Here is a 21720-nt window from a genome sequence, read left to right on the forward strand (position 1 = left end):
GCGATCGCCCAAGGATTCGAGCCTCCACCAACGCTTGCCCAACTATCGAAGTGAAAGAAAGTGCGGACGAGTTAGCCGTTCGATTACGTCAAGCGAAAACGCCAAAAGAGGAGGACACGGGTGCGCCGTTCGGAAGCAAGACCCCGCCAAGCGCGAGGCATTTAAGCAAACCTTGCTGACGACCTCGAACTGTTAAGTCAATTTGAGCGCCAAACCCAAAGCGACCCCCGACCGATTCGTTTTTTTTGCTCAAGATGAGAGTCGATTTGGATTGAGAACCATGATGGGCAAAGTGATTGCGGCTTGCGGGGTGAAGCCGATTGGAGAATAGATGAAAAATTAAGCGGAAACTTGTAGTTTATTTTCTCTCCGATCGCTGAGCTTCCCTCGCTTTATAATTCTTTGGATTCTAAAAAAACTTGCACGACTTCCTTGAACGCTCGCTCTTGGTTATCTACTTGATAGTTCAATTGTTGCATATCTGAGGCAGAAATTTTTCCCACTAAACCATTAATTACTGTTATCAGTTGAGGATATTTTTCAAGCGTTTTTTGATTAAAGATTGGCACGGCTTCATAGGGTGGAAAATATCGTTTATCATCTTCCAAAATGACAAAATTTAAGACAGGAATAACCCCATCAGTAGAATTACCTGCAACTAAATCGACTTGCTTTTCTGACAATGCCTTATAGACTAATCCCAATTCCATTGCCTGTGGAGTTTGAGCGAACTTTAATCCATAGGTTTTGGATAAACCTGGATAGCCATCTTGCCGCTCAAAAAATTCATAACCGAATCCTGCTTTCCATTGAGGCGTATATTTAGCAGCTTCGGAAATTGTTTTCAGGTTATATCGGTCGGCATCTTCTTGGCGAATGACGATCGCAAAGGTATTTTCAAACCCTAAAGAGGGAAAAAATTCTAACTGGAATTTCTCTTGATAAGCTTGTTTGACTTGTCGGAAAACTTCTTTTGGATCGCTAATTGGTTGTTTTTTCAAAATAGTAGTAAAAGCCGTTCCTGTATACTCGATATATCCATCAATTTTGCCGGCTTTTACAGCTTCGTGACAGATAAAAGTTCCGCCTAAATTAAAGCGGCGATCGACGTTTAAATCTGTTTTCGCTTCAATCGCTTGGGCGAGAATTTCTCCTAAAATAACTTGTTCGGTGAAATTTTTTGAACCAATCACAATCGTCCCTTCTGTCGTGAGAGCAAGGGGTTGTTGAGAAGCGATCGCCCATAGACTCAACCCCAGTAAAATCGCCGTGCCTACAGATAGTCCGACTACCAACCGCTTGCGTTTTCCTGGCTGTTTTAGCTGACTTTCCAGCCAGCCGATCGCTCCATCAGCAATAATGGCGATAGTAGCTGAAGGAATTGCCCCAGCTAAAATAAGCTGATTGTTGACAGTGGCAATGCCTTGAAAAATAAAGACTCCCAAACCCCCGCCGCCAATAGCCGCAGCAATGGTAGCAATGCCGACGCAAATGACGGTTGCCACTCTCACGCCAGTTAGGATCGTGCCTAATGCGAGAGGAATTTCAACCCGCACCAACATCTGCCTATCTGTCATCCCCATTGCTCTCGCCGCTTCGCGGATGGCAGGATCGATACTGGTAATTCCAGTATAGGTATTGCGAATGAGAGGAAGTAAGGCGTAGAGAGAGAGGGCGACGATTGCTGGCGCTTTGCCAATTCCCCCTAGAAAGGGAACGGTGATGAGAAAGCCAAAAATCGCCAGACTGGGGATGGTTTGAATGGCGTTGGCGATAGCGAGAATCGGTTTGGCAAGTTTGGGTTGGCGAGTGATGAGAATGCCTAATGGGATGCCGATCGCGATCGCTGCCGTCATGGCAATAGCGACCAAAACTAGATGCTCGCCAGTCCGCAGCCAAATTTCTGGAAATAAATTCCCCATCTACCTACTCTAACACTCGCAAACAAGCCAAAAAACGCTGTGCTTCTGGGTGGGGATCTTGCCGAAATTCACTAGGCACTCCCAAACTCACTAACTTGCCTTCCTCCATTAAGCCAATTCTAGACGCGAGAAGAAAAGCTTCCTGAATGTCGTGGGTGACAAAAATGACTGTTTTCTCCAGTTGTTTTTGTAAGTAGAAAAACTGTTGCTGCAACTCCAGACGAGTGATAGGATCGAGTGCCCCAAAAGGTTCGTCCATTAGAAGAATTGGGGGATCGGCAGCGAGTGCCCTAGCAACTCCGACTCGCTGTCGCTGTCCGCCTGAAAGTTGATGGGGATAGCGGCTAGCAAATTTTTCCGGTTCCAGACCGACTAAATGCAATAATTCATAAACTCGCGACTTCAGGCGACTATTTTTCCAACCTTCTAGGGAAGGAACGAGACCGATATTTTCTTCGACGCTCAAGTGAGGAAATAAACCAATTTCCTGAATGACATAGCCGATGCTGCGGCGCAGTTGAATCGCATTCCAAGCAGTAGTCGGGCGATCGCTGACGATGACTTGTCCTTGCGTTGGCGATAGCAAGCGATTGATGAGTTTTAAGGTCGTCGTTTTGCCGCTACCGCTACGTCCGAGTAAGACTAGGGCTTCACCTCGATAGATACTAAAATTGAGATCGGATAGAAGATATCGCTGTTGAACTCGATAGCTAACATCTCGAAATTCAACAGCAATTTTTTGTTCGTCAGTCATTAGTCACGCGCGATTAGACCTCAGTTTCTAGTCTAATTGACGAAGTGCTTTTCAGGCTCCGCTGCCTCGCGGCGGAGTACCTTGCACTTTGTTATTGGTTCTCAACTCCTCAATGTCAGTTCTTACACCACACTTTTGATTGGTTTTAATTAAAGATTTAATCCCTATCCGATTCGGATAAATCAGTTTTCCCACCTTCAGGATATCTCGCCAGGGGGTATTATTGCTTTAAAGGAATTGTTAATCAGGGTTATTTCATTCTGATTGCAGTTAACCAAGAAATGAATTTCTTGGCTCAAAATTTAAGTCTGTCTTATAGGACTTAAGGGATTAGACAGAGAATTTATTCTCTGGCTTTCTTCGTCAGCGAACGCTCGAATTAAACTAACATCGATTAATTCAGTTTATAGACTTGAGATGAATAATTTACAAATTAAACAAGTTAACTATTTTGAAGAATCGACAAGAATTCATGCTATTCGACGCTCGGTTTTTCAAGAAGAACAAGGGGTAGCGCCAGAAATAGAATTTGATGGTCGAGATGAAACTGCCATACATTTTTTAGCGTATCTAGACAGTCAACCAATAGGAACGATAAGAATTAGATTCTTAGATCGAAAAACAGCCAAAATAGAAAGATTAGCGCTTTTACCTTCAGCTAGAGGCAAAGGAATCGGGAAAAAATTAATGAAAGCAGCGACAGAAATTGTTGAAAAAAACAAGGATTATGAAGAGATTATTATCCATGCGCAGGAATATATTAAAGAACTACACAAACAACTAGGATTTGAACCAGTAGGAGAGCCATTTTATGAAGCGGGCATTCTTCACATAAAAATGATTAAAAGGTTGGTGCGATCGCACTGATAATTATAGGACTTAAACGGTTTCCACAACTCGAGCGGATTTTTCTGATTTGAGTTCTTCTACAATTGCTATCAATTCGCGCTCAAAACTGACTTGGGCGCGATTGGTTTTTCCACCGATATAAAAGCGTTCTCCCTCTTGCAATGCCCAAATTTGGGAATGAGAAACGTAACTCATCACTACCCCCGCCATCAACAAAGCAAACCCAGCATAAACGATGGGTACGCCTGGATCTGCCTTAATTTGCAATCCCGTACTGCCAACGAGTTCGAGGATCTTCAAATTTACTCCATTGATTGGTATTGCCATTCCAGAACGCACTGCACCGACTAAATTGCCTTGATTGTCGTAGACTACCATCGTGCCTTGCAGATCCCTTGCAATCAAGGAAACCCCTTCACTCAAATCGGTCTTTGTGGGAATCCACGTTCCCCAAAGGCGACCTCTTCCATTGGTATTCAACTGAGCCATCGGCAGTTGGAAAATGGGGCTATTATTAATTTGCACCCTTACTCCAGCAATTCCCCAATCGGTTTGATAAAAAGTCACGCCGCGATAACGCAGGGGTTGGTTAACATAAATTGTCTTGCGGTCTAATTCTTCTCCTTGCTCGTTAATAACAGAAAGATCGGAATAAAACTGATCGATCTCTCCATTAGGCGTGTAATCGATCCAAAAACGATTGACTTTAACTGCCCAATCTTTAGGAATTTGTGGCGCTGCTAGAGGACCTGACTCTAAAATATTTCTGACCTGAAATGTCTCTCCACTCGCTACCATTTCCTGTGCCAAAAAACCCGTGAGAGTTCCCCAAATTCCTCCTGCCAAAATAATCAAAATACCTGCATGAACGATAATAGGACCAATTCGTCCAATAATCCCTTTACGGGCATAGAGAGCCTGATTTTCTTGAAAAACTTTATAGCCGCGCTTTTGTAGCAAAGGAAGTAGAGATGTAGGAGAACCTGTATCTAATTCTGCGCTAAGGACGAGTTTTTGAAACTGGCGGGATTGCTGATACAATTTCCAATGTCGAGCTGCTTTGAGAGCAGGAATTTGACGGGTAAAAGTACAAGCAGTTAGACTCGTTCCAAATAAAATTAATAAGGACAAAAACCACCAAGTACTATAAACATGATTCAGTCCTAAAATCAAAATAAACTTCCAGGTAATAAATCCAAATAATGCAGGATATGTCGGATAGTTTTCTTGATAAAATTGCAGCGATTGCCCCTGTTCTATAACGGTTCCACTAACACTAAAAAGAGCAATAACCAAAAGTAAAATTATTGCCAGGCGAAGGTCTGTAATGACTTTTATAAGAGAGCGAAATCCTTGTTGAAGTAAAGATAGTAACTCAGAGGTATTCGATGAATCTGAAACTGTCATTTGATTTTAGATTTTGAATTTTTGATTTTTGGAGTAATGCAGGTAGTTTTTGATGAATTTCTTGGTAAAGATCGGGATATTAAAATTAGGATGAGATCGGTTTAAAAACTTCCTACAGGAAGCCGAGATAAAAGAGAAAAGACCCCAAATACTATCAGAAGAACTCCACTCGCCGGATTAATCCAATCCGACCAACGACGTAGTTCTAGTAACTTTTTAATAGAAGCCGTAAAAGTCCCCGCTACAATCAGGGGAGTAACATATCCGCCAGCATAGGAAAGGAGCAATCCCCCTCCCAGTAATAAGTTTTGCGTCGAGGCAACCCAAGCGAGTAGACTTGCCAAAACGGGGGTGCTGCAAGGAGAAGCAACTAAACCAAAGGTTAAACCTAATAAATAAGAGCGCAAACCAGTCGGAAATTCTTCTTTAATCCAATCGGTAGCTCCCAAGGAAGGAAAGCGCAAGGGCAGCAATTCTAGTAAATTCAGCCCCATGATAATCGCGATCGCGCTCACAAAAATAGGCACTCCGATGCCGACTTGTCCGTAAACTCGTCCTAAAGAGGCGGCAACAATTCCCAATCCTGCCAGCGTAGTTGCCAACCCAAGTGAGAACCAAGCAGACTGAACGGCAGCCTGAAATCTCCCTTTTGCCTCATAACCGCCAATGTAGCCAATCGTGATGGGCAACATCGATAACATACAAGGTGTCAAGCTAGTCAGCAGTCCTGCCAGGAAAATAATCGCAAGGCTAAATCCACTTAGATGGGTTAACTGTAGAGAGACCAGGCGATTGGCAAATTGTTCGAGTTGGTAAAGTTGAGTTTGTAGATGTTCGAGCATTTTTATAAAAAGCTTACCCTGGTTGAATTGTACCTCAGCGAGCCGATCGCTAACCACGCGATCGCATTTGTGCAAAGGAAAACTGGGAATGATAGATTTAATCTATCATTGGCTAAGTTAACAAAGCTCGGTCAAACTGCAAAAATTAAGGATTAACCAAAACAGTTTAAAATTAGCCAGCCAAACATTTTGGACGTTGAACTCTAAACTTTAAACTTTGAACTAATCATGACACCAATTGATTCTAACCTTATTCTTTATTTTCCATGCTGTTAGCCTTTCGATTTCAATCGCCCGGTCCTATCATGTTTGAGATAGGACCCGTAAGCATTCGCTGGTATGGGTTCTTAATTGCCTCTGCCGTCTTGATTGGGGTGACTTTATCGCAATATTTAGCCAAGCGTCGTAATATTAATCCAGATTTAATCGGAGATTTAGCTATTTGGCTAATTATTGCTGCTATTCCCTCTGCGAGACTCTATTACGTAATTTTTCAGTGGCAAGAATACGCCCAACGTCCCGGCGATATCTTGGCTATTTGGAAAGGGGGAATTGCCATCCATGGGGCAATTATCGGAGGAACATTAGCAGCAATGATTTTTGCACGTCTTAATAAAATTTCCGTTTGGCAATTGCTCGATCTAGTCGTTCCCGCACTTGCTTTAGGACAAGCCATTGGACGCTGGGGCAATTTTTTCAATTCGGAAGCTTTTGGTAAACCAACCGATTTACCCTGGAAACTTTATATTCCCCCTAGCAATCGCCCACCGCAATATCTTGATTACGAGTATTTCCATCCTACTTTTCTCTACGAATCAATTTGGAATTTACTCGTTTTTTTGTTGCTGATGTATATCTTTTTCTGGGGATTGAAACATCGAGAACGCCTAAAAGTAGGTACGATCGCCTTAGTCTATTTCGTTGCCTACAGTATCGGTCGCTTTTGGATTGAAGGATTGCGTATCGACAGCTTAATGTTTGGTCCTTTAAAAATGGCTCAGATGGTTAGTCTAACTCTAATTCTTCTTAGCTCGATCGCACTTGTATGGGTTTACTGGTTTAGGCGTTCCTTACCAGATGTAGTTCCCAGTAGCGACTAACACTATCCAATGACTAATGACAAAGGACAACTGAGCGATCGCCAAAATGACACAAGTTATTGAAATTCTATCAGCCGAAGAGATCCGTCGTACTGTTACCCGATTGGCTTCTCAGATAGTAGAAAAATCGGGGGATCTTTCTCAAATTGTTTTATTGGGAATTTACACTAGAGGCGTTCCCTTAGCTGCCATGCTAGCCAATCAAATCGAGATCCTCGAACGAGTCAAGGTTCCCATAGGAGCGATCGATATTACCTTTTATCGGGACGATCTCGATCGCATTAAAACGCGAACCCCAGAAAAAACCAAAATTCCTTTCGATCTCACTGGCAAAACAGTTATTCTAGTAGATGATGTTATTTATAAAGGGCGCACTATCCGCGCTGCTCTAAATGCCGTTACCGAATACGGCAGACCCCAAGCTATTCGCTTGCTAGTTTTGGTCGATCGCGGACATCGAGAATTGCCCATTCATCCCGATTTTATTGGTAAAAAACTTCCCACCGCTTCTGAGGAACGAGTGAAAGTCTATCTTCAGCAAGTAGACGGACGCGATGCAGTCGAGTTGATTAAAGGATAAAAACTAGCTCTATTCGCCAGAGCCAGTGCCGTTATTTAGCAGGGAAAAGATGGCCTGATGCTCTTGCGTTTCTTCAAAATTTGGCGTTTTGCGAGTGTCGTTAATGAGCCAATCGAGGGCAGCGGCTTTCATATCGATTGACGCTCCGGTTTTATCGACGCAATAGCGACCAAAGACTAATTTATTCTCCAATCTGACTCCCGATCCCAAACGGGAATAATCAAAAATGATGCTGTTATCCACTGTAGCGCCGCTACAAATCCTACAATTCGGACCGATCATAGAAGGTCCGATAATCTTGGCACCATCGTCGATCTTCGTCATTCCCCCGATATAAACGGGACCCGTAATCTCTACTTTATCCCAATTAACTGCTACGTTGAGTCCGGTATAAATACCCGGTTTGACCTCAATTCCAGGAATCTCGACATTTTTAATTTCTCTGAGCAAAATAGCTCGAATCGCGTGCCAGTAGTCGGGGACTTTCCCGATATCTACCCATTCAAAATCCATATTGACAGCGTAGAAAGGAGCGCCTTTCTCGACTAGCTTGGGGAATAGCTGACTGCCGAGGTCGTATTCTATCCCAGGAGGAATAAAGTCAATGACTTCTGGTTCAAAAATATAAATTCCCGTATTGATCTGGGTGCTTAAGGCCTCTTCAACCGAGGGTTTTTCTTGGAAAGCGACGATGCGATCGCTTAAGTCTGTGACGACTACCCCATAGCTAGAGACAACTTCTTTAGGCACGGATTTGGTAACGATTGTAGCGATCGCGCCTTTTTCTTTATGCCATTTGACGGCTGCGGTTAAATCTAGATCGATGAGTGCATCGCCGCAGAGAACCACGAAAGTCTCGTCAAAAAACGGATTAAAATCCTGAATGCGCCGCAAGCCTCCTGCCGATCCTAATGCCTCTCCTACCAACTTCCCATCGTCAACGATCCGCCCTTCAAAGGAATAGGCAATTTGAACGCCAAAGCGCTGACCGTCGCGGAAATAATCTTCGATGCGATCGGCTAGGTGACTCACGTTTACCATTATTTGGTCAAAGCCATGCTCTCGTAGAAGTTCTAGTAAAAACTCCATTACTGGCTTTTGAAAGATGGGAATTAGTGGCTTGGGAATCTCATAGGTAATCGGTCTTACGCGAGTTCCTTTACCAGCCGCCAGAATCATGGCTTTCATGAATACTTGTTCCTCACCTATGGCGCGAATGACAATGACTATGATGAATAATAATGCCCAGTTTAGCACTTACCTCGCACAAATCGAGAAAATCGTTTTCAACGAGGGGACAATCTAGCGAACCACTTGAATTGTAAGGTCTTGATAAAATTCAGCTTGAGATAGCTCCACTTTAGACTGAGAACACAGCAACAACAGCGCCCAGAAAACGCCAACTTTATCCTTCGCTTTAGGAGTTTCTCCCATAGCCCTGGCATCGTTGAGCGAACTTTGCGCCCACCAGTTCAACAGTTCTTCTAGCTCGATTTGCGTCTTTTCGGGTGCTAGCTGCGGCAACTCAAAGGTGAGAAACTGTTCTAATTGGCTAGCTAACTCGGTCAAATTTTCCTGATGAGCGAGTTGAGCGATCGTGCGAATGGCTTCTCGGCGAGATTGAGGACGAGAACGCTCTACCACAGCAGCAGAATCGGAGACTTTCTCTAATTCAGCAGCAATTTGCTCGATTTGCGCGATCAGCTCTTGCAACGTCACCCGTCGCTTGCGAAGCGGTGGTGCTGAAGCTCGCCTGCGGATATGGCGTTCTAAATCCCTCGGTAGGGAGCGTTGGGAATTTTCTTCTTCTAATAATAATTCTAATTCTTCCGGAACAATGTCTTCTTCATCGGCTTCGAGACTTGCTAAGGTATCGGCTTTGAGTAACACTAGCATTGATGCCCACAAGAAAGCTTGCCCGAATTTAGGTAAATTTGCCTGTCCTCGAACGGCATCGATCTCGTCGGGAAGTCCCAACTCCCTCAAAAAACGGTCAATGATGTCGATCGCGGGAACGTCCCAAGGGTTGATTTCTCCATTTTGTGCCAATTCGATTAAGGTGGCGATCGCTTCTTGAGCAGGCGTTATCATAATAAATTTGAGAACTGCGAAAGATTAACGATACAAAGTTAAATGGCGAACATCTCGATAGCCGATCTACGTCAAAATTATACTCTTGCAGGCTTAAGCGAAGCCAATGCCGATCGCGATCCCTTCCAACAGTTCCAAGTCTGGTTGGCGGAGGCAGTCGCAGCTCAGCTGCCCGAACCCAATGCCATGACTTTAGCAACGATCGCGCCAGATAGCAAACCTTCAGCCCGTATGGTCTTGCTCAAAGATTTCGACGAACGGGGTTTTACATTTTATACCAACTACGACAGTGCTAAAGGACAGCAGTTAATCCAAACTCCTTGGGCGGCGTTGGTATTTTGGTGGGCGCAACTAGAACGCCAAGTCCGCATCGAAGGTAGAGTTGAAAAAGTCTCCGCCCAAGAATCGGACGAATATTTTGCCAGTCGTCCCGAAACGTCCCAGCTAGGGGCTTGGGTATCCAATCAAAGCCAAGTCATTGCCAGTCGCGAGGTTTTAGAGAAGCGATTCGCCCAACTCAAGGAAAAATATGCCGGACAAGCAATTCCCCGCCCGCCCCACTGGGGAGGGTTTCGAGTCATTCCCGATTCGATCGAATTTTGGCAAGGTCGCCCCAGTCGCCTGCACGATCGCCTGCGCTATCGCTTGCTCGAAGATGGTAGCTGGTTGAGAGAACGGTTAGCGCCGTAGTAGGGGTTAGGCGTTACAGAGATTCTTGAAATCGGAATTAGATATCCAAATCGGTAAATTCGAGTCGAGGACCGTAGGTTTCGATGAATTCTCGCCTGGGAGCCACGCGATCGCCCATTAACACCGTACAGATGCGATCGGCTTCCGCGGCATCCTCAATCTCGACTCGCTTGAGGGTGCGGGTTTCTGGGTTCATCGTCGTTTCCCAAAGCTGATCGGGCATCATTTCCCCCAATCCTTTGAACCGTTGGATAGTGTAATTGGCATTGGCAGGAAACTGATTGATTATTTGCGTTTTTTCGCGATCGCTATAGCAATAGTAATGATTGCGACCTCGCTCTATTTTATAGAGGGGAGGACAAGCGATATAAATAAAACCGCGATCGACCAATTCCCGTTGATATCGATAGAAGAATGTGAGCAATAAAGTGCGGATGTGACCGCCATCCGAGTCAGCATCGGTCATAATCACGATGCGATGATAGCGCAACTGCGACGCATCAAATTCTTCTCCTTTGATTCCCAATCCCAGTGCCGTAATTAACGACTGAATTTCGTTATTTTTGTAGATCTTGGCATCATCGGTTTTCTCGATGTTGAGGATTTTTCCCCGTAGCGGCAGAATCGCTTGAAAGCGCCTGTCTCTTCCCTGTTTGGCGCTGCCACCAGCTGAATCCCCCTCCACGAGGAAGATTTCTGACTCGCTGGGATCTCTAGAACTGCAATCGGCTAATTTTCCTGGCAAGGGAGAAGATTCTAAGACCGATTTGCGGCGAACTAATTCGCGGGCGCGACGGGCAGCTTCAGCTGCTTTGAAAGCTTGAATCGCTTTGTCTATAATCGCATCGGCAACTTGAGGATGAAATTCTAAGTACTCGTTCAAGGCTTCCCCGACGATGGAATCGACAATTCCTCGAACTTCTGTATTGCCAAGTTTAGTTTTAGTTTGTCCTTCAAATTCGGGTTCGGGAACTTTGACGGAAATGACCCCCGTCAATCCTTCTCGAACGTTTTCTCCAGCAAGGTTAGGCTCGTTGTCCTTAATTTTATTTCGTTTGCGAGCAACGTTATTGAGCGTGCGCGTCAGAACGGTTTTTAATCCTTCTAAATGGGTTCCCCCGTCAATGGTACGGATATTGTTGGCAAATCCTAATAAGTTGTCGCTGTAAGCATCAACGCACCACTGCATGGCAACTTCGAGTTGAATGCCATTTTTTTCTCCCGACACATAGATAATGTCTTGGTGTAAGGGTTCTTTTTCCCGACACATGTAAGCGACGTATTCTTTGATTCCGCCTTCATAGCAATAGGTTTCGACGTGGAGTTCGCTCCCTCGCTTGTCGGAAAAGGTAATTTTGACTCCTGCATTGAGATAGGCAAGTTCTTTCAATCTTCCGGCGAGAGTGCTATAGTCGAACTCAATACCGCCCGTAAAGATTTGCAAGTCTGGTAAGAAGGTGACAGATGTTCCCGTGCGTTCTTCCTCCTCTGGCTTGATTTCTAACTCGGTAACGGGAATGCCCCTTTCGTAGCGCTGGGTGTGAACTTTGTTGTCTCGCCAGACAGTAACTTTTACCCATTCCGATAAGGCATTGACGACGGAAATGCCAACACCGTGCAGTCCGCCTGAAACTTTGTAACCGCCGCCGCCAAATTTCCCGCCAGCGTGCAAGACTGTCATGACAGTTTCGAGGGCTGACTTGCCAGTGGTAGGATGGGTATCTGTGGGAATACCACGTCCGTTGTCGGTTACGGTGACGGAACCATCGGGGTTAATATCGACTTCGATGTGGGTACAATAACCTGCTAACGCTTCGTCAATAGAGTTATCTACCACTTCGTAAACGAGGTGATGGAGTCCTCTCGGTCCAGTCGTACCAATATACATCCCCGGACGCTTGCGTACAGGATCTAGACCTTCAAGAACTTGAATCTGTTCTGCACCGTAGTTACTCGTGCTCGTCATAAAATTCCTCAAATCAAGCTAAGAGCCACCGAACGACTCTCTTGACAGCAAAATCCTCAAAAATTCTAACACAAAAGGGTTACAGACGGCTTTAGAGCAGTTCTAAGGAAAGTTTGTTAAGGGCTGAACCCCTAAAAACTTTTTCTCGAACTTCTTTTAATTAATACAATTGTACCATAAATCACCTAGAGTTAGAGGAGGATCCGCCGTGAGACGGCGGATCCTCCTCTAACTTCGTAAAAACGCTCCTCAGACTCCACTGAGTTTATGCAATAAAAAATCTTTGTGATGCTAAAAATGCATTAAAAATCACTATCTGTAACAAAAAATACAATCTCCTTCATTAAAGATTGTAAATTGAAAACCAAGTACCCCTCAATGATTTAAAAAATCCAAACCTCAATGGAATTATTACCCAAATTTACTGCCGAGAAAAATTGTCTAAAAAAGTATTTAATAGACGTTTATTTCTCACAGAAATTCTGATTGATATCAAATCCGATTGATTGCCCGCAATATCGGTGGAGAGGGGTTTTGTTTTTAAGTTATTAATTACACTCAAAATCTTAGCTAAACTCACCCCTACAAGCAATATGGCTGTTTAACCAGATTTGATATTACCTATGCGATTAAATTTCGACAATCTAAATCTTGCCTATTTTCTAACAGCTAGAAATTATCGAGAAAACATGAGCAAACTATCTAGACGCAAATTTATTTTAACCGCAGGTGCTACTGCCGCAGGCACAGTGATTCTTCATGGCTGCACCAGTAACAATACTCAGACAACTACGCCGACATCTTCTCCCGCTGCAACGACGAGTCCTGCTGCTGCCTCAGGTGACGGACCCGAAGTCACGACCGCCAAACTCGGTTTTATCGCGCTGACCGATTCGGCTCCCCTAATTATTGCTAAGGAAAAGGGTCTTTTCGACAAATATGGCATGACGGGAGTAGAGGTTGTCAAGCAAGCATCTTGGCCCGTCACGCGAGACAATTTGGAACTGGGTTCTGACGGTGGCGGCATCGACGGGGCGCATATTTTGACCCCCATGCCTTACTTGATGACGATGGGTCTAATCACCAAGACCAAGCAACCTCTACCGATGTATATCCTCGCTCGCCTCAATACTAACGGTCAGGGAATTTCTGTTGCGAATACCTACAAAGATCTAAAAGTCGGTTTGGATAGCAAAGCCCTCAAAGGAGCCTTTGAAAAAGCAAAAGCAGGCGGCAAACAAGAAATTAAAGTAGCGATGACTTTCCCAGGCGGAACTCACGATTTGTGGATTCGCTACTGGCTAGCTGCTGGAGGAATCGATCCGAATAAAGATGTTTCCCTCATCCCCGTACCGCCACCGCAAATGGTAGCCAATATGCGAACTGGCAATATGGAAGCTTTCTGCGTCGGCGAACCTTGGAATGCTCAGCTAATTAACCAGCAATTAGGGTATACAGCTATTGTGACCGGAGAACTTTGGAAAGATCACCCAGAAAAAGCTTTCACCATGCGCAAAGATTGGGTCGATAAAAATCCCAAGGCAGCTAAAGCACTTCTGATGGCAGTAATGGAAGCCCAGCAGTGGTGCGATAAGCCAGAAAACAAAGAAGAAATGTGCCAAATTATCTCCCAGGATAAGTGGTTAAAAGTTCCAGCAAAGGATATTTTGGGACGCATGAAAGGCGATATCGATTACGGTACGGGTGTCGTCAAAAAAGACTTCCCAGAGTTGATGAAATTCTGGTCGAATAATGCGTCTTATCCTTTCAAGAGTCACGATCTCTGGTTTTTAACCGAAAATATTCGCTGGGGATATATTAAGCCAGATACGGATACGAAAAAATTAGTCGATGAAGTCAACCGCGAGGATCTTTGGAAAGAAGCGGCTAAAGCACTAAAAGTTGCCGATGCAGAGATTCCTAAAAGTACTTCTCGCGGTGTAGAAACCTTCTTCGATGGCGTGCAGTTCGATCCAGAAAAGCCAGAAGAATATCTCAAGAGTCTGGCAATTAAGAAAGTATAGAAAGTCAGTTGTTAGTAGTTAGTTGTTAATAGTATTTTATTCTACTAATTGCTAAGGCTAGCTACTAACTACCTCATACCAACTAACTACTAACCAAAAAACAATAACCGATCGAAATGACTGCTAATTTACCATCCCGCTCCCAAAATAATAGATTGGCTTCTCTGCTACCAGCCCTGCAAAAATCGCCCAGAAAAATTATTGCGCCCATCGTAGCGATCGCAATTTTCTTAATCGTTTGGCAAATTTTAGCCGGGGGAGCCAAGTCTGGGATTCCCGCACCTTTAACGATTCTCCAAGAAACTTGGAATCCGCTCATTATCAATCCTTTCTTTGACAACGGCGGAACGGATAAAGGGTTATTTTGGCAAATTTTAGCCAGCTTGCAAAGGGTTGGGATTGGCTTCTCTCTATCCGCTATTGTTGGGATTGGTTTGGGCATTTTGATTGGTTCTAATCGCCTGATGTTCGATGCCCTAGACCCAATTTTTCAAGTGTTGCGAACCGTTCCCCCTTTAGCTTGGTTGCCGATTTCTTTAACGGCATTTAGTCAGGCAAACCCTTCCGCTATTTTTGTGATTTTCATTACAGCAATTTGGCCCATCATTATCAATACTACGGTAGGAGTTCAACAAATTCCTCGCGATTACCAAAACGTCTCGCGAGTTTTGCAACTCTCTAAAGTTGAGTATTTTTTCAATATTCTTTTTCCCTCAACCGTTCCGTATATCTTTACGGGGTTGCGAATTGGGATTGGTTTGTCTTGGCTGGCAATCGTCGCTGCTGAAATGTTGGTAGGCGGCGTTGGCATCGGCTTCTTTATTTGGGATTCCTATAATAGCGGCCGTCTCAGCCCGTTAATTCTCGCCCTCGTTTACGTCGGCATCGTTGGTTTCTTACTAGATCGCTTGGTTGGCTTTATTGCTAGTCTCGTCGTTCCTGAAGAACAGAAGTAAATTTCTTTGTTAGTGCGAGCATCTTGCTCGCGCGGGCAGGATGCCCGCACTACATTCAAATTCTTTCTATTGAATAATGTCTTCTTTTATCGAAATCGATCGCGTTGATAAAATCTTTCCCCTGCCAAATGGCGACAGTTATATCGCCCTGAAAAATATCGATCTAAAAATCAAAAAGGGAGAATTTATTTCTCTAATCGGACACTCCGGTTGCGGAAAATCTACTTTACTCAATATCATTGCCGGATTAGATAGATCGACGGCGGGAGGAGTAGTTCTTGAAGGTCGGGAAGTGCGAGAACCGGGTCCCGATCGCATGGTTGTCTTTCAAAACTACTCCCTCTTACCCTGGCTGACAGTACGCCAAAATATCGCCCTGGCAGTCAATCGAGTTCTGGGCAATTTGCCCAAAGGGGAACGGCGAGGCATCATCGAGCATAACATCGATCTGGTCGGTCTGAGGCACGCAGCCAACAAGCGTCCGGGAGAACTATCTGGGGGAATGAAACAGCGGGTCGCGATCGCCCGCGCCCTAGCAATCCGTCCCAAAGTGTTGCTACTAGACGAACCGTTTGGGGCGTTAGACGCGCTGACCAGAGGCAATTTGCAAGAGCGATTGATGCAAATTGTCGAAGAGAACCACGTCACGACGATTATGGTGACGCACGATGTAGACGAAGCACTATTGCTCTCGGATCGCGTGGTGATGCTCACCACTGGTCCAGAGGCACATATCGGACAGATTCTCGACGTACCGATTCCTCGTCCCCGCCATCGTCTGGAAGTGGTCAACCATCCCAGCTACTATGCGATGCGCAACGAGATCGTCTACTTCCTCAACCAGCAGAAACGCGCCAAAAAAGTCGGACAAGTTCCCCATAAGAAAGTTGCGATCGCTCGTCATGGCTTAGAAAAAATTAACCTCGAAATCGGCTTTATTCCTCTAACCGATTGCATACCGCTCATCGTTGCCCAAGAAAAAGGTTTCTTTAAAGAAGAAGGCTTAGAAGAAGTTAACCTCAGTCGCGAACCGAGTTGGAAAGCGATCGCGCAAGGCGTGGCAACGGGACGTTTAGATGCAGCGCAGATGGTCGCCGGAATGCCTTTGAGCATGACCATCGGTGCGGGAGGCAAACCGTCTGTTCCCATCATTACCGCGTTGGTACTCAGCCGCAACGGCAATGCCATCACTCTAAGCAAACAGTTCCAGCAGTGGGGAGTCGAGACTTTACGGGATTTGAAAGCTGCCCTAGCCAACAATTCCGATCGAGTGCATACCTTCGGAATGGTTCACCCATCGTCGATGCACAATTTGCTTTTGCGTTACTGGCTCGCTTCTGGCGGTATCGATCCCGATCGCGATGTCAGCCTAACCGTCATCGCGCCCCCGCAAATGGTCGCCAACCTCAAAGCCGGAAATATCGACGGCTACTGCGTCGGGGAACCTTGGAACTCCCGCGCCGTTTATGAAGGACTCGGCTACGTCATCGCCACCGACTTAGACATTTGGGCGAGTCACCCAGAGAAAGTGTTAGGAGTACGGGAAGACTGGGTAGCAAAATATCCCGAAACCCATATCGCCCTTGTCAAAGCCTTACTGAAAGCTTGCGAATACTGCGACGATCGCCGCCATCGGGAAGAAATCCTCGACTTACTCTGTCAGCCGCAATACGTCGGCTCCTTACCAGAATACACTCGTCCCGGCTTCCTCGATCCCTACGATCGCGGCACAGGGGCACCCCCAGAACGGATCTTGCGTTTCAATCAGTTCCATGTAGACCAAACCAACTGTCCCGGACGGGTAGAGGGATTGTGGATTCTCACCCAACTTGCCCGTTGGGGATATGCGCCTTTCCCCAGAAACTGGATCGAAATTCTAGAGAGGGTACGCCGTCCCGATCTCTTTGGCGAAGCCTGTCGTCAGTTGGGCTTGCCCGATATCGAACCCGATCGCCATAGCTTTGCGTTATTTGATGGCATGGTGTTCGATCCAGACGATCCGGTCAGTTATGTCGAACGTTTTGATATTCGACGGGAGTTCCGCATCTCGGAAATTCTCATCGATGAAACTATAGCAGCACAGCAGTAACGATTGATAACTAAAAATGCAAGCTATTACCAATACCGAACAAAAGTCAGTTCGAGAAAATAAAACTTTGCTCTCGATTAATGGAGTTTCCAAGGTTTATCCCACGCCTAACGGTCCTTATCCAGTCTTGGAAGGGGTCGATCTGACCGTTTCTGAAGGCGAATTTGTCTGCCTTATCGGTCACTCTGGTTGCGGAAAATCGACTCTGCTGAACATGGTGGCTGGATTCAATCAACCGACGACGGGAGAGGTAAAGCTACAGGATAAACTGATTACCAAACCCGGTCGCGATCGCATGATGGTGTTCCAAAACTACTCCTTACTGCCTTGGAAAACTGCCTTTGAAAACGTTTATCTGGCAGTCAAGGGGGCTTATCCCGACAAAACCAAAGCCGAGAAAGTGGCAATTGTCGAGGAACATTTGGCAATGGTGGGATTGACGGAAGCCGCCAATAAAAAGCCAGCCCAATTGTCGGGGGGGATGAAACAGCGAGTCGCGATCGCCCGTGCCCTCGCAATTCGTCCGCAAATCTTGATTTTAGACGAACCCTTTGGGGCATTAGACGCGATTACTAAAGAAGAATTGCAAGACGAACTGCTTAAAATTTGGCGCGAACATCGCCTAACGGTGTTAATGATTACCCACGACATCGATGAAGCGTTATACTTAGCCGATCGCTTAGTCATGATGACCAACGGTCCTGCTGCTAAGATTGGCGAAATCCTCAAGATTCCCTTCCCCCGTCCTCGCGTTCGCGCCCGCATCCTCGAAGATCCTGCCTACTACGAACTGCGTAACTACGCCCTCGACTTCCTTTATCACCGCTTCGCCCATTCAGAAGATCCAACGGAAGCGGATACAACCTCGCAACCAAAAGTCAATTCTGCCCTCAAAGCAGCAGCGATTGTTGGCGGACTGGCAGCCGTTGCTGTAGTTGGGTTTGGATTGATGCAATTGATTCCCAAACAGCCACAAACGTCAACGCCAACGCCCCAAGAAACCCCTATCGGTTGGTAGGATTGGAGTCTAGACTATAGCTTCAACGGGTCGCGGTAAGGAGTCACCTGCCGCGATTTTTGATTGCCAATTCTCGATTGGCAAATCTCAGTAGGGGCAGGTTTAGCCAACACTTCTGAACGGCGATCGTAACTTGAAGACAAAACCTGCCCCTACAGGTACATCTGGTGACAAATCTGAAAAGCACGCGATCGCTCTCCCAATTGTGAAGCTTTGTTACCAAAGATGTTAAGCTCTATTTCAACTTTGCTCGAAATCGACCAAAATCGGTCGTAGAGAGCGGAAGTCCGTGGTACGATGCAATCCGTAACTTGCTTACGGATTAGGAGAAAAGCCTTGGTGTTAAGGGTTGCTGTTGTTGGTTCGGGTCCGGCTGGCTCTTCGGCTGCCGAAGTACTAGCAAAAGCCGGAATCGAAACCTATTTATTCGAGCGCAAGCTAGACAATGCCAAACCTTGCGGCGGTGCGATTCCGCTGTGCATGGTAAGCGAATTCGATCTACCGCCAGAAATTATCGATCGGCGCGTCAGAAAAATGAAGATGATTTCGCCGTCGAATATCGAGGTGGATATCAATTTAGAAAACAAAGACGAATATATTGGCATGTGCCGCCGGGAAGTTCTCGACGGTTTTATGCGCGATCGCGCTGCCAAATTGGGCGCAAACCTGATTAATGGCACCGTTTATCAATTAGATATTCCCAGCAATAATACAGACCCTTATACTCTTCATTACGCCGACCATTCAAATGGCGATGCTCAAGGAGTCATCAAGACTCTCAAAGCTGATGTCGTCATCGGGGCAGATGGTGCTAACTCTCGCATTGCCAAAGCCATCGATGCCGGGGATTATAACTACGCGATCGCGTTCCAAGAACGCATTCGCCTGCCAGAAGACAAAATGAACTACTACGAAGAATTGGCAGAAATGTACGTCGGTAACGATGTTTCCCCCGACTTCTATGCTTGGGTTTTCCCGAAATACGACCACGTTGCCGTAGGAACGGGCACGATGAAGGTCAACAAGGCAATCATCAAAGACCTGCAAATGGGGATTCGTACCCGCGCCGCACGTAAACTAGAAGGCGGACAAATTATCAAAGTAGAAGCACATCCCATCCCCGAACATCCCCGTCCCCGTCGCGTCGTCGGTCGAGTTGCCCTCGTAGGAGACGCAGCAGGAACCGTTACCAAGTCTTCTGGCGAAGGGATCTACTTTGCGGCAAAATCGGCTCGCATGTGCGCCGAAACCATCGTAGAAACCACCAACGGCGGACAGCGCCTTCCCACCGAAGACGACCTCAAGCTTTATCTCAAGCGTTGGGATAAGAAGTACGGCATGACTTATCTCGTGCTGGATATCCTGCAACGAGTCTTCTATCGCACCGATGCCACCCGCGAGGCGTTTGTAGAGATGTGTGCTGATAAGGATGTACAAAAAATGACTTTTGATAGCTATCTCTACAAGACGGTAGTACCCGCTAATCCTCTCATTCAGATGAAGATTACGGCTAAGACCATTGGCAGCCTTCTGCGGGGTAATGCCTTAGCGCCTTAGAAGAACTGTATTCGGTCACATCAATTCGCAATACAATCAGTAGGCAGTTTAGACTCACCACTGATTGAGAGCCAGTGAAATCAAACTTTCAGTGGGAGCCTGTACTCCCTAATTTATTAATTGCGAATTGCCAATTGCCAATTGGCAATTGTTTTGGTCAACTCAACAACTTGAGCCACCAAGATACAAGGGCATTTATTGGTCTTTCTGTCTTGGTGGTTGGTTTTTGTTGGAGCGCGATCGCGACCCGACCAGCCTATCATTTGTAAAAAAGAGTTGATATAGAACAGTTTTTTTAGATTTAACTGGTTAAGATCGAATCAAGAAAAGTGTTTTGATATAAATTGTTTTCAGAGTCCGTTATGTCCTATTCCTTCGATTTGGTTGGAGTAGTACCAGTTTTAAAATTCTTTGAACATCAACAACGAGTCGAACAAAATCCCCATCGAGGAAAAGCTTATTTGGGAAGCTATCAATGTACCCTCGATGCTTTCATTAAATCGACTCAAGCCATCCCCTACAAACCCAATTGGGATTGGGATGAAGTAGTTCGGACAATCGTTGACTTTTGGTTTAAGCACGAAGCCAAGGTACGATACTGGAGGAGCGAATTAGAAATCTTGGGACAAGAAAATGTTATCGTTGCCCAAGTTGTAAACTTTGAAGCAATGCGTACCGAGTTAGAATCTTTGTTTGACTTCTAATTTTTAAAGATAAAGGAGAATTTTTGACAATTCTGGATAATCCTAAGCATATCGAAAAAATCGATGGAATAATGCACGAGTAAATAGCGCTCGATAATTACACAAGAGTCGGGAAAAAGGCATGAAAGCTACTTTTGGAGCCGGGTGTTTTTGGGGTGTTGAGGAAGCTTTTCGGAACGTTGAAGGAGTAATTTCTACCTCAGTAGGCTATATGGGAGGACACTTTCCCAATCCCAGCTATTTGGATGTTTTATCAAGAATAACCGGTCATGCCGAAGTCGTACAGCTCGATTATGACCCCGATCGCGTCAGCTACGAACAACTTTTAGAAGTATTTTGGTCGATTCACGATCCGACTCAGCTCAATCGCCAAGGTTCCGACCGAGGCGAGCAGTATAGATCTGTCATATTTTATTATGATAACGAACAAGAAATGGCAGCAAGGCTCTCTAAACAAAACCTCCAGCGATCGGGTCGTTTTGACAAAGCAATTGTCACCCAAATTCAACCCGCAACGGAATACTATCTAGCTGATGAATCTCATCAGCAGTATTTGGCAAAGAAAAGACAACGCGAGAGTTTGTTGAGAGAAGTTTGATTGAGATGCACCTACTCGAAAATTCCTTGCTAATCTTAAAGTAATTTCTATTGAAAATCTTAACGATGTTGCTAAAACTTCTAGAAAAATTGGGTCGCATGCGCATTATTTACGACCGAGATAACGTGCAGCCTTATATGTACCGTTACTATCTATTGTTTAAAGATAAGTTGACCGACGAGGAAAAAGCGCGAGATCTTCCCTTCAATATCATGCTGCACAAAATTTGTTTGAGCGACCCCGACGAACTTCACGATCATCCCTGGTGGTATGCAACGCTGATTTTAAAAGGTGGCTACTGGGAAATCAAGCCCGAAGGCAAATTTTGGCGAGGTGTTGGGCATTTCCGCATCAGTTCGCCTCAATCTCTGCATCGGTTAGAAATTCCAGAAGGTTCGGATGGAGCTTGGACATTATTTTTCAGAGGTTTTAAGGTGAGAGATTGGGGATTTATCAAAAATGGGCAATGGATTTTTCATAGAGATTATCTCGAACGCAGGAAGCTCGCCAAACAGGAAACAGCACAATCTCTAAACGAGCAAAAAGAGTTTAAGCAAGTATGATGACTTATTT

Annotated in this window: 20 protein-coding genes; 12 read left to right on the forward strand and 8 right to left on the reverse strand. The window is 45.4% G+C overall.

All coding sequences use genetic code 11. From position 1 onward, the window contains the following. Positions 1-392: 392 nt before the first annotated feature. Both NIES593_RS04785 and NIES593_RS04790 read right to left on the reverse strand, forming a co-directional pair. Positions 393-1922 carry a glycine betaine ABC transporter substrate-binding protein gene (locus NIES593_RS04785; protein WP_073598491.1) on the reverse strand — a complete coding sequence of 510 codons (1530 nt, stop codon included), beginning with the start codon at positions 1920-1922 and terminating at the stop codon, positions 393-395. Between the two features lie 4 nt (positions 1923-1926). Then, the gene (locus NIES593_RS04790) at positions 1927-2676 is read right to left on the reverse strand and encodes an ATP-binding cassette domain-containing protein (protein ID WP_073598492.1); all 750 of its coding nucleotides are present in this window, start codon (positions 2674-2676) and stop codon (positions 1927-1929) included. Positions 2677-3093: 417 nt separating this feature from the next. On the opposite strand from NIES593_RS04790, the gene NIES593_RS04795 reads away from it, so the two are divergent. Further along, complete coding sequence (locus NIES593_RS04795; RefSeq protein ID WP_073598493.1) at positions 3094-3543, forward strand: GNAT family N-acetyltransferase; 450 nt, start codon at positions 3094-3096, stop codon at positions 3541-3543. Between the two features lie 12 nt (positions 3544-3555). Here NIES593_RS04795 and NIES593_RS04800 read toward each other — a convergent pair whose 3' ends face one another. Further along, entirely contained in the window at positions 3556-4932 is a 1377-nt protein-coding gene (locus NIES593_RS04800) for a cytochrome c biogenesis protein (protein ID WP_073598494.1), read from the reverse strand. 101 nt (positions 4933-5033) lie between these two features. After that, positions 5034-5774, reverse strand: coding sequence for a cytochrome c biogenesis protein CcdA (locus tag NIES593_RS04805; protein WP_073598495.1), 741 nt, complete (start codon positions 5772-5774; stop codon positions 5034-5036). A gap of 266 nt (positions 5775-6040) precedes the next feature. On the opposite strand from NIES593_RS04805, the gene lgt reads away from it, so the two are divergent. Together lgt and pyrR are read left to right on the forward strand one after the other, a co-directional pair. Next, positions 6041-6874 carry a prolipoprotein diacylglyceryl transferase gene (gene lgt / locus NIES593_RS04810; protein ID WP_073598496.1) on the forward strand — a complete coding sequence of 278 codons (834 nt, stop codon included), beginning with the start codon at positions 6041-6043 and terminating at the stop codon, positions 6872-6874. Between the two features lie 46 nt (positions 6875-6920). Then, positions 6921-7454 carry a bifunctional pyr operon transcriptional regulator/uracil phosphoribosyltransferase PyrR gene (pyrR, locus tag NIES593_RS04815; protein ID WP_073598497.1) on the forward strand — a complete coding sequence of 178 codons (534 nt, stop codon included), beginning with the start codon at positions 6921-6923 and terminating at the stop codon, positions 7452-7454. A 9-nt stretch (positions 7455-7463) separates the two neighbouring features. Here the strand turns inward: pyrR and NIES593_RS04820 are convergent, their stop codons facing one another. Both NIES593_RS04820 and NIES593_RS04825 read right to left on the reverse strand, forming a co-directional pair. Next, on the reverse strand, positions 7464-8642 hold the full coding sequence (locus NIES593_RS04820) for a nucleotidyltransferase family protein (RefSeq protein WP_073598498.1): 1179 nt from the start codon (positions 8640-8642) through the stop codon (positions 7464-7466). A 114-nt stretch (positions 8643-8756) separates the two neighbouring features. Beyond that, complete coding sequence (locus tag NIES593_RS04825; RefSeq protein WP_139253625.1) at positions 8757-9548, reverse strand: segregation/condensation protein A; 792 nt, start codon at positions 9546-9548, stop codon at positions 8757-8759. 39 nt (positions 9549-9587) lie between these two features. Here NIES593_RS04825 and pdxH point away from each other — a divergent pair, with 39 nt between their 5' ends. Beyond that, positions 9588-10235 (forward strand): pyridoxamine 5'-phosphate oxidase, encoded by a 648-nt coding sequence (pdxH, locus tag NIES593_RS04830; protein ID WP_073598500.1) that lies wholly within the window; start codon positions 9588-9590, stop codon positions 10233-10235. A 37-nt stretch (positions 10236-10272) separates the two neighbouring features. On the opposite strand, the gene gyrB is transcribed toward pdxH, so the two are convergent. Next, positions 10273-12201: a DNA topoisomerase (ATP-hydrolyzing) subunit B gene (gene gyrB, locus NIES593_RS04835; RefSeq protein ID WP_073598501.1), complete on the reverse strand. Its 1929-nt coding sequence runs from the start codon at positions 12199-12201 to the stop codon at positions 10273-10275. Positions 12202-12890: 689 nt separating this feature from the next. Between gyrB and NIES593_RS04840 the strand changes: the two genes are divergently transcribed. The 5 genes from NIES593_RS04840 to chlP all read left to right on the forward strand — a co-directional run bounded on the left by NIES593_RS04840 (position 12891) and on the right by chlP (position 19845). Next, positions 12891-14225, forward strand: coding sequence for a CmpA/NrtA family ABC transporter substrate-binding protein (locus NIES593_RS04840; protein WP_073598534.1), 1335 nt, complete (start codon positions 12891-12893; stop codon positions 14223-14225). Positions 14226-14341: 116 nt separating this feature from the next. Next, entirely contained in the window at positions 14342-15181 is an 840-nt protein-coding gene (gene ntrB, locus NIES593_RS04845; RefSeq protein ID WP_073598502.1) for a nitrate ABC transporter permease, read from the forward strand. 76 nt (positions 15182-15257) lie between these two features. Next, positions 15258-17270, forward strand: coding sequence for an ABC transporter ATP-binding/substrate-binding protein (locus NIES593_RS04850; protein ID WP_073598503.1), 2013 nt, complete (start codon positions 15258-15260; stop codon positions 17268-17270). Positions 17271-17286: 16 nt separating this feature from the next. Beyond that, positions 17287-18288, forward strand: coding sequence for an ABC transporter ATP-binding protein (locus NIES593_RS04855; protein WP_073598504.1), 1002 nt, complete (start codon positions 17287-17289; stop codon positions 18286-18288). 339 nt (positions 18289-18627) lie between these two features. Next, the gene (gene chlP, locus NIES593_RS04860) at positions 18628-19845 is read left to right on the forward strand and encodes a geranylgeranyl reductase (RefSeq protein WP_073598505.1); all 1218 of its coding nucleotides are present in this window, start codon (positions 18628-18630) and stop codon (positions 19843-19845) included. Between the two features lie 116 nt (positions 19846-19961). Here the strand turns inward: chlP and NIES593_RS23925 are convergent, their stop codons facing one another. Then, entirely contained in the window at positions 19962-20108 is a 147-nt protein-coding gene (locus tag NIES593_RS23925) for a hypothetical protein (protein ID WP_175561035.1), read from the reverse strand. A gap of 99 nt (positions 20109-20207) precedes the next feature. Between NIES593_RS23925 and NIES593_RS04865 the strand changes: the two genes are divergently transcribed. From NIES593_RS04865 to NIES593_RS04875, 3 genes are all read left to right on the forward strand, one after another. After that, a complete protein-coding gene (locus NIES593_RS04865; protein WP_073598506.1) occupies positions 20208-20549 on the forward strand; it encodes a hypothetical protein in 342 nt (113 codons plus the stop codon). A 121-nt stretch (positions 20550-20670) separates the two neighbouring features. Continuing rightward, positions 20671-21147, forward strand: coding sequence for a peptide-methionine (S)-S-oxide reductase MsrA (gene msrA, locus NIES593_RS04870; RefSeq protein WP_073598507.1), 477 nt, complete (start codon positions 20671-20673; stop codon positions 21145-21147). A 65-nt stretch (positions 21148-21212) separates the two neighbouring features. Next, positions 21213-21710 (forward strand): hypothetical protein, encoded by a 498-nt coding sequence (locus NIES593_RS04875; RefSeq protein WP_073598508.1) that lies wholly within the window; start codon positions 21213-21215, stop codon positions 21708-21710. Positions 21711-21720: the final 10 nt, after the last annotated feature.

The organism is Hydrococcus rivularis NIES-593, from assembly GCF_001904635.1.
GTDB classification, from domain to species: domain Bacteria; phylum Cyanobacteriota; class Cyanobacteriia; order Cyanobacteriales; family Microcystaceae; genus Hydrococcus; species Hydrococcus rivularis.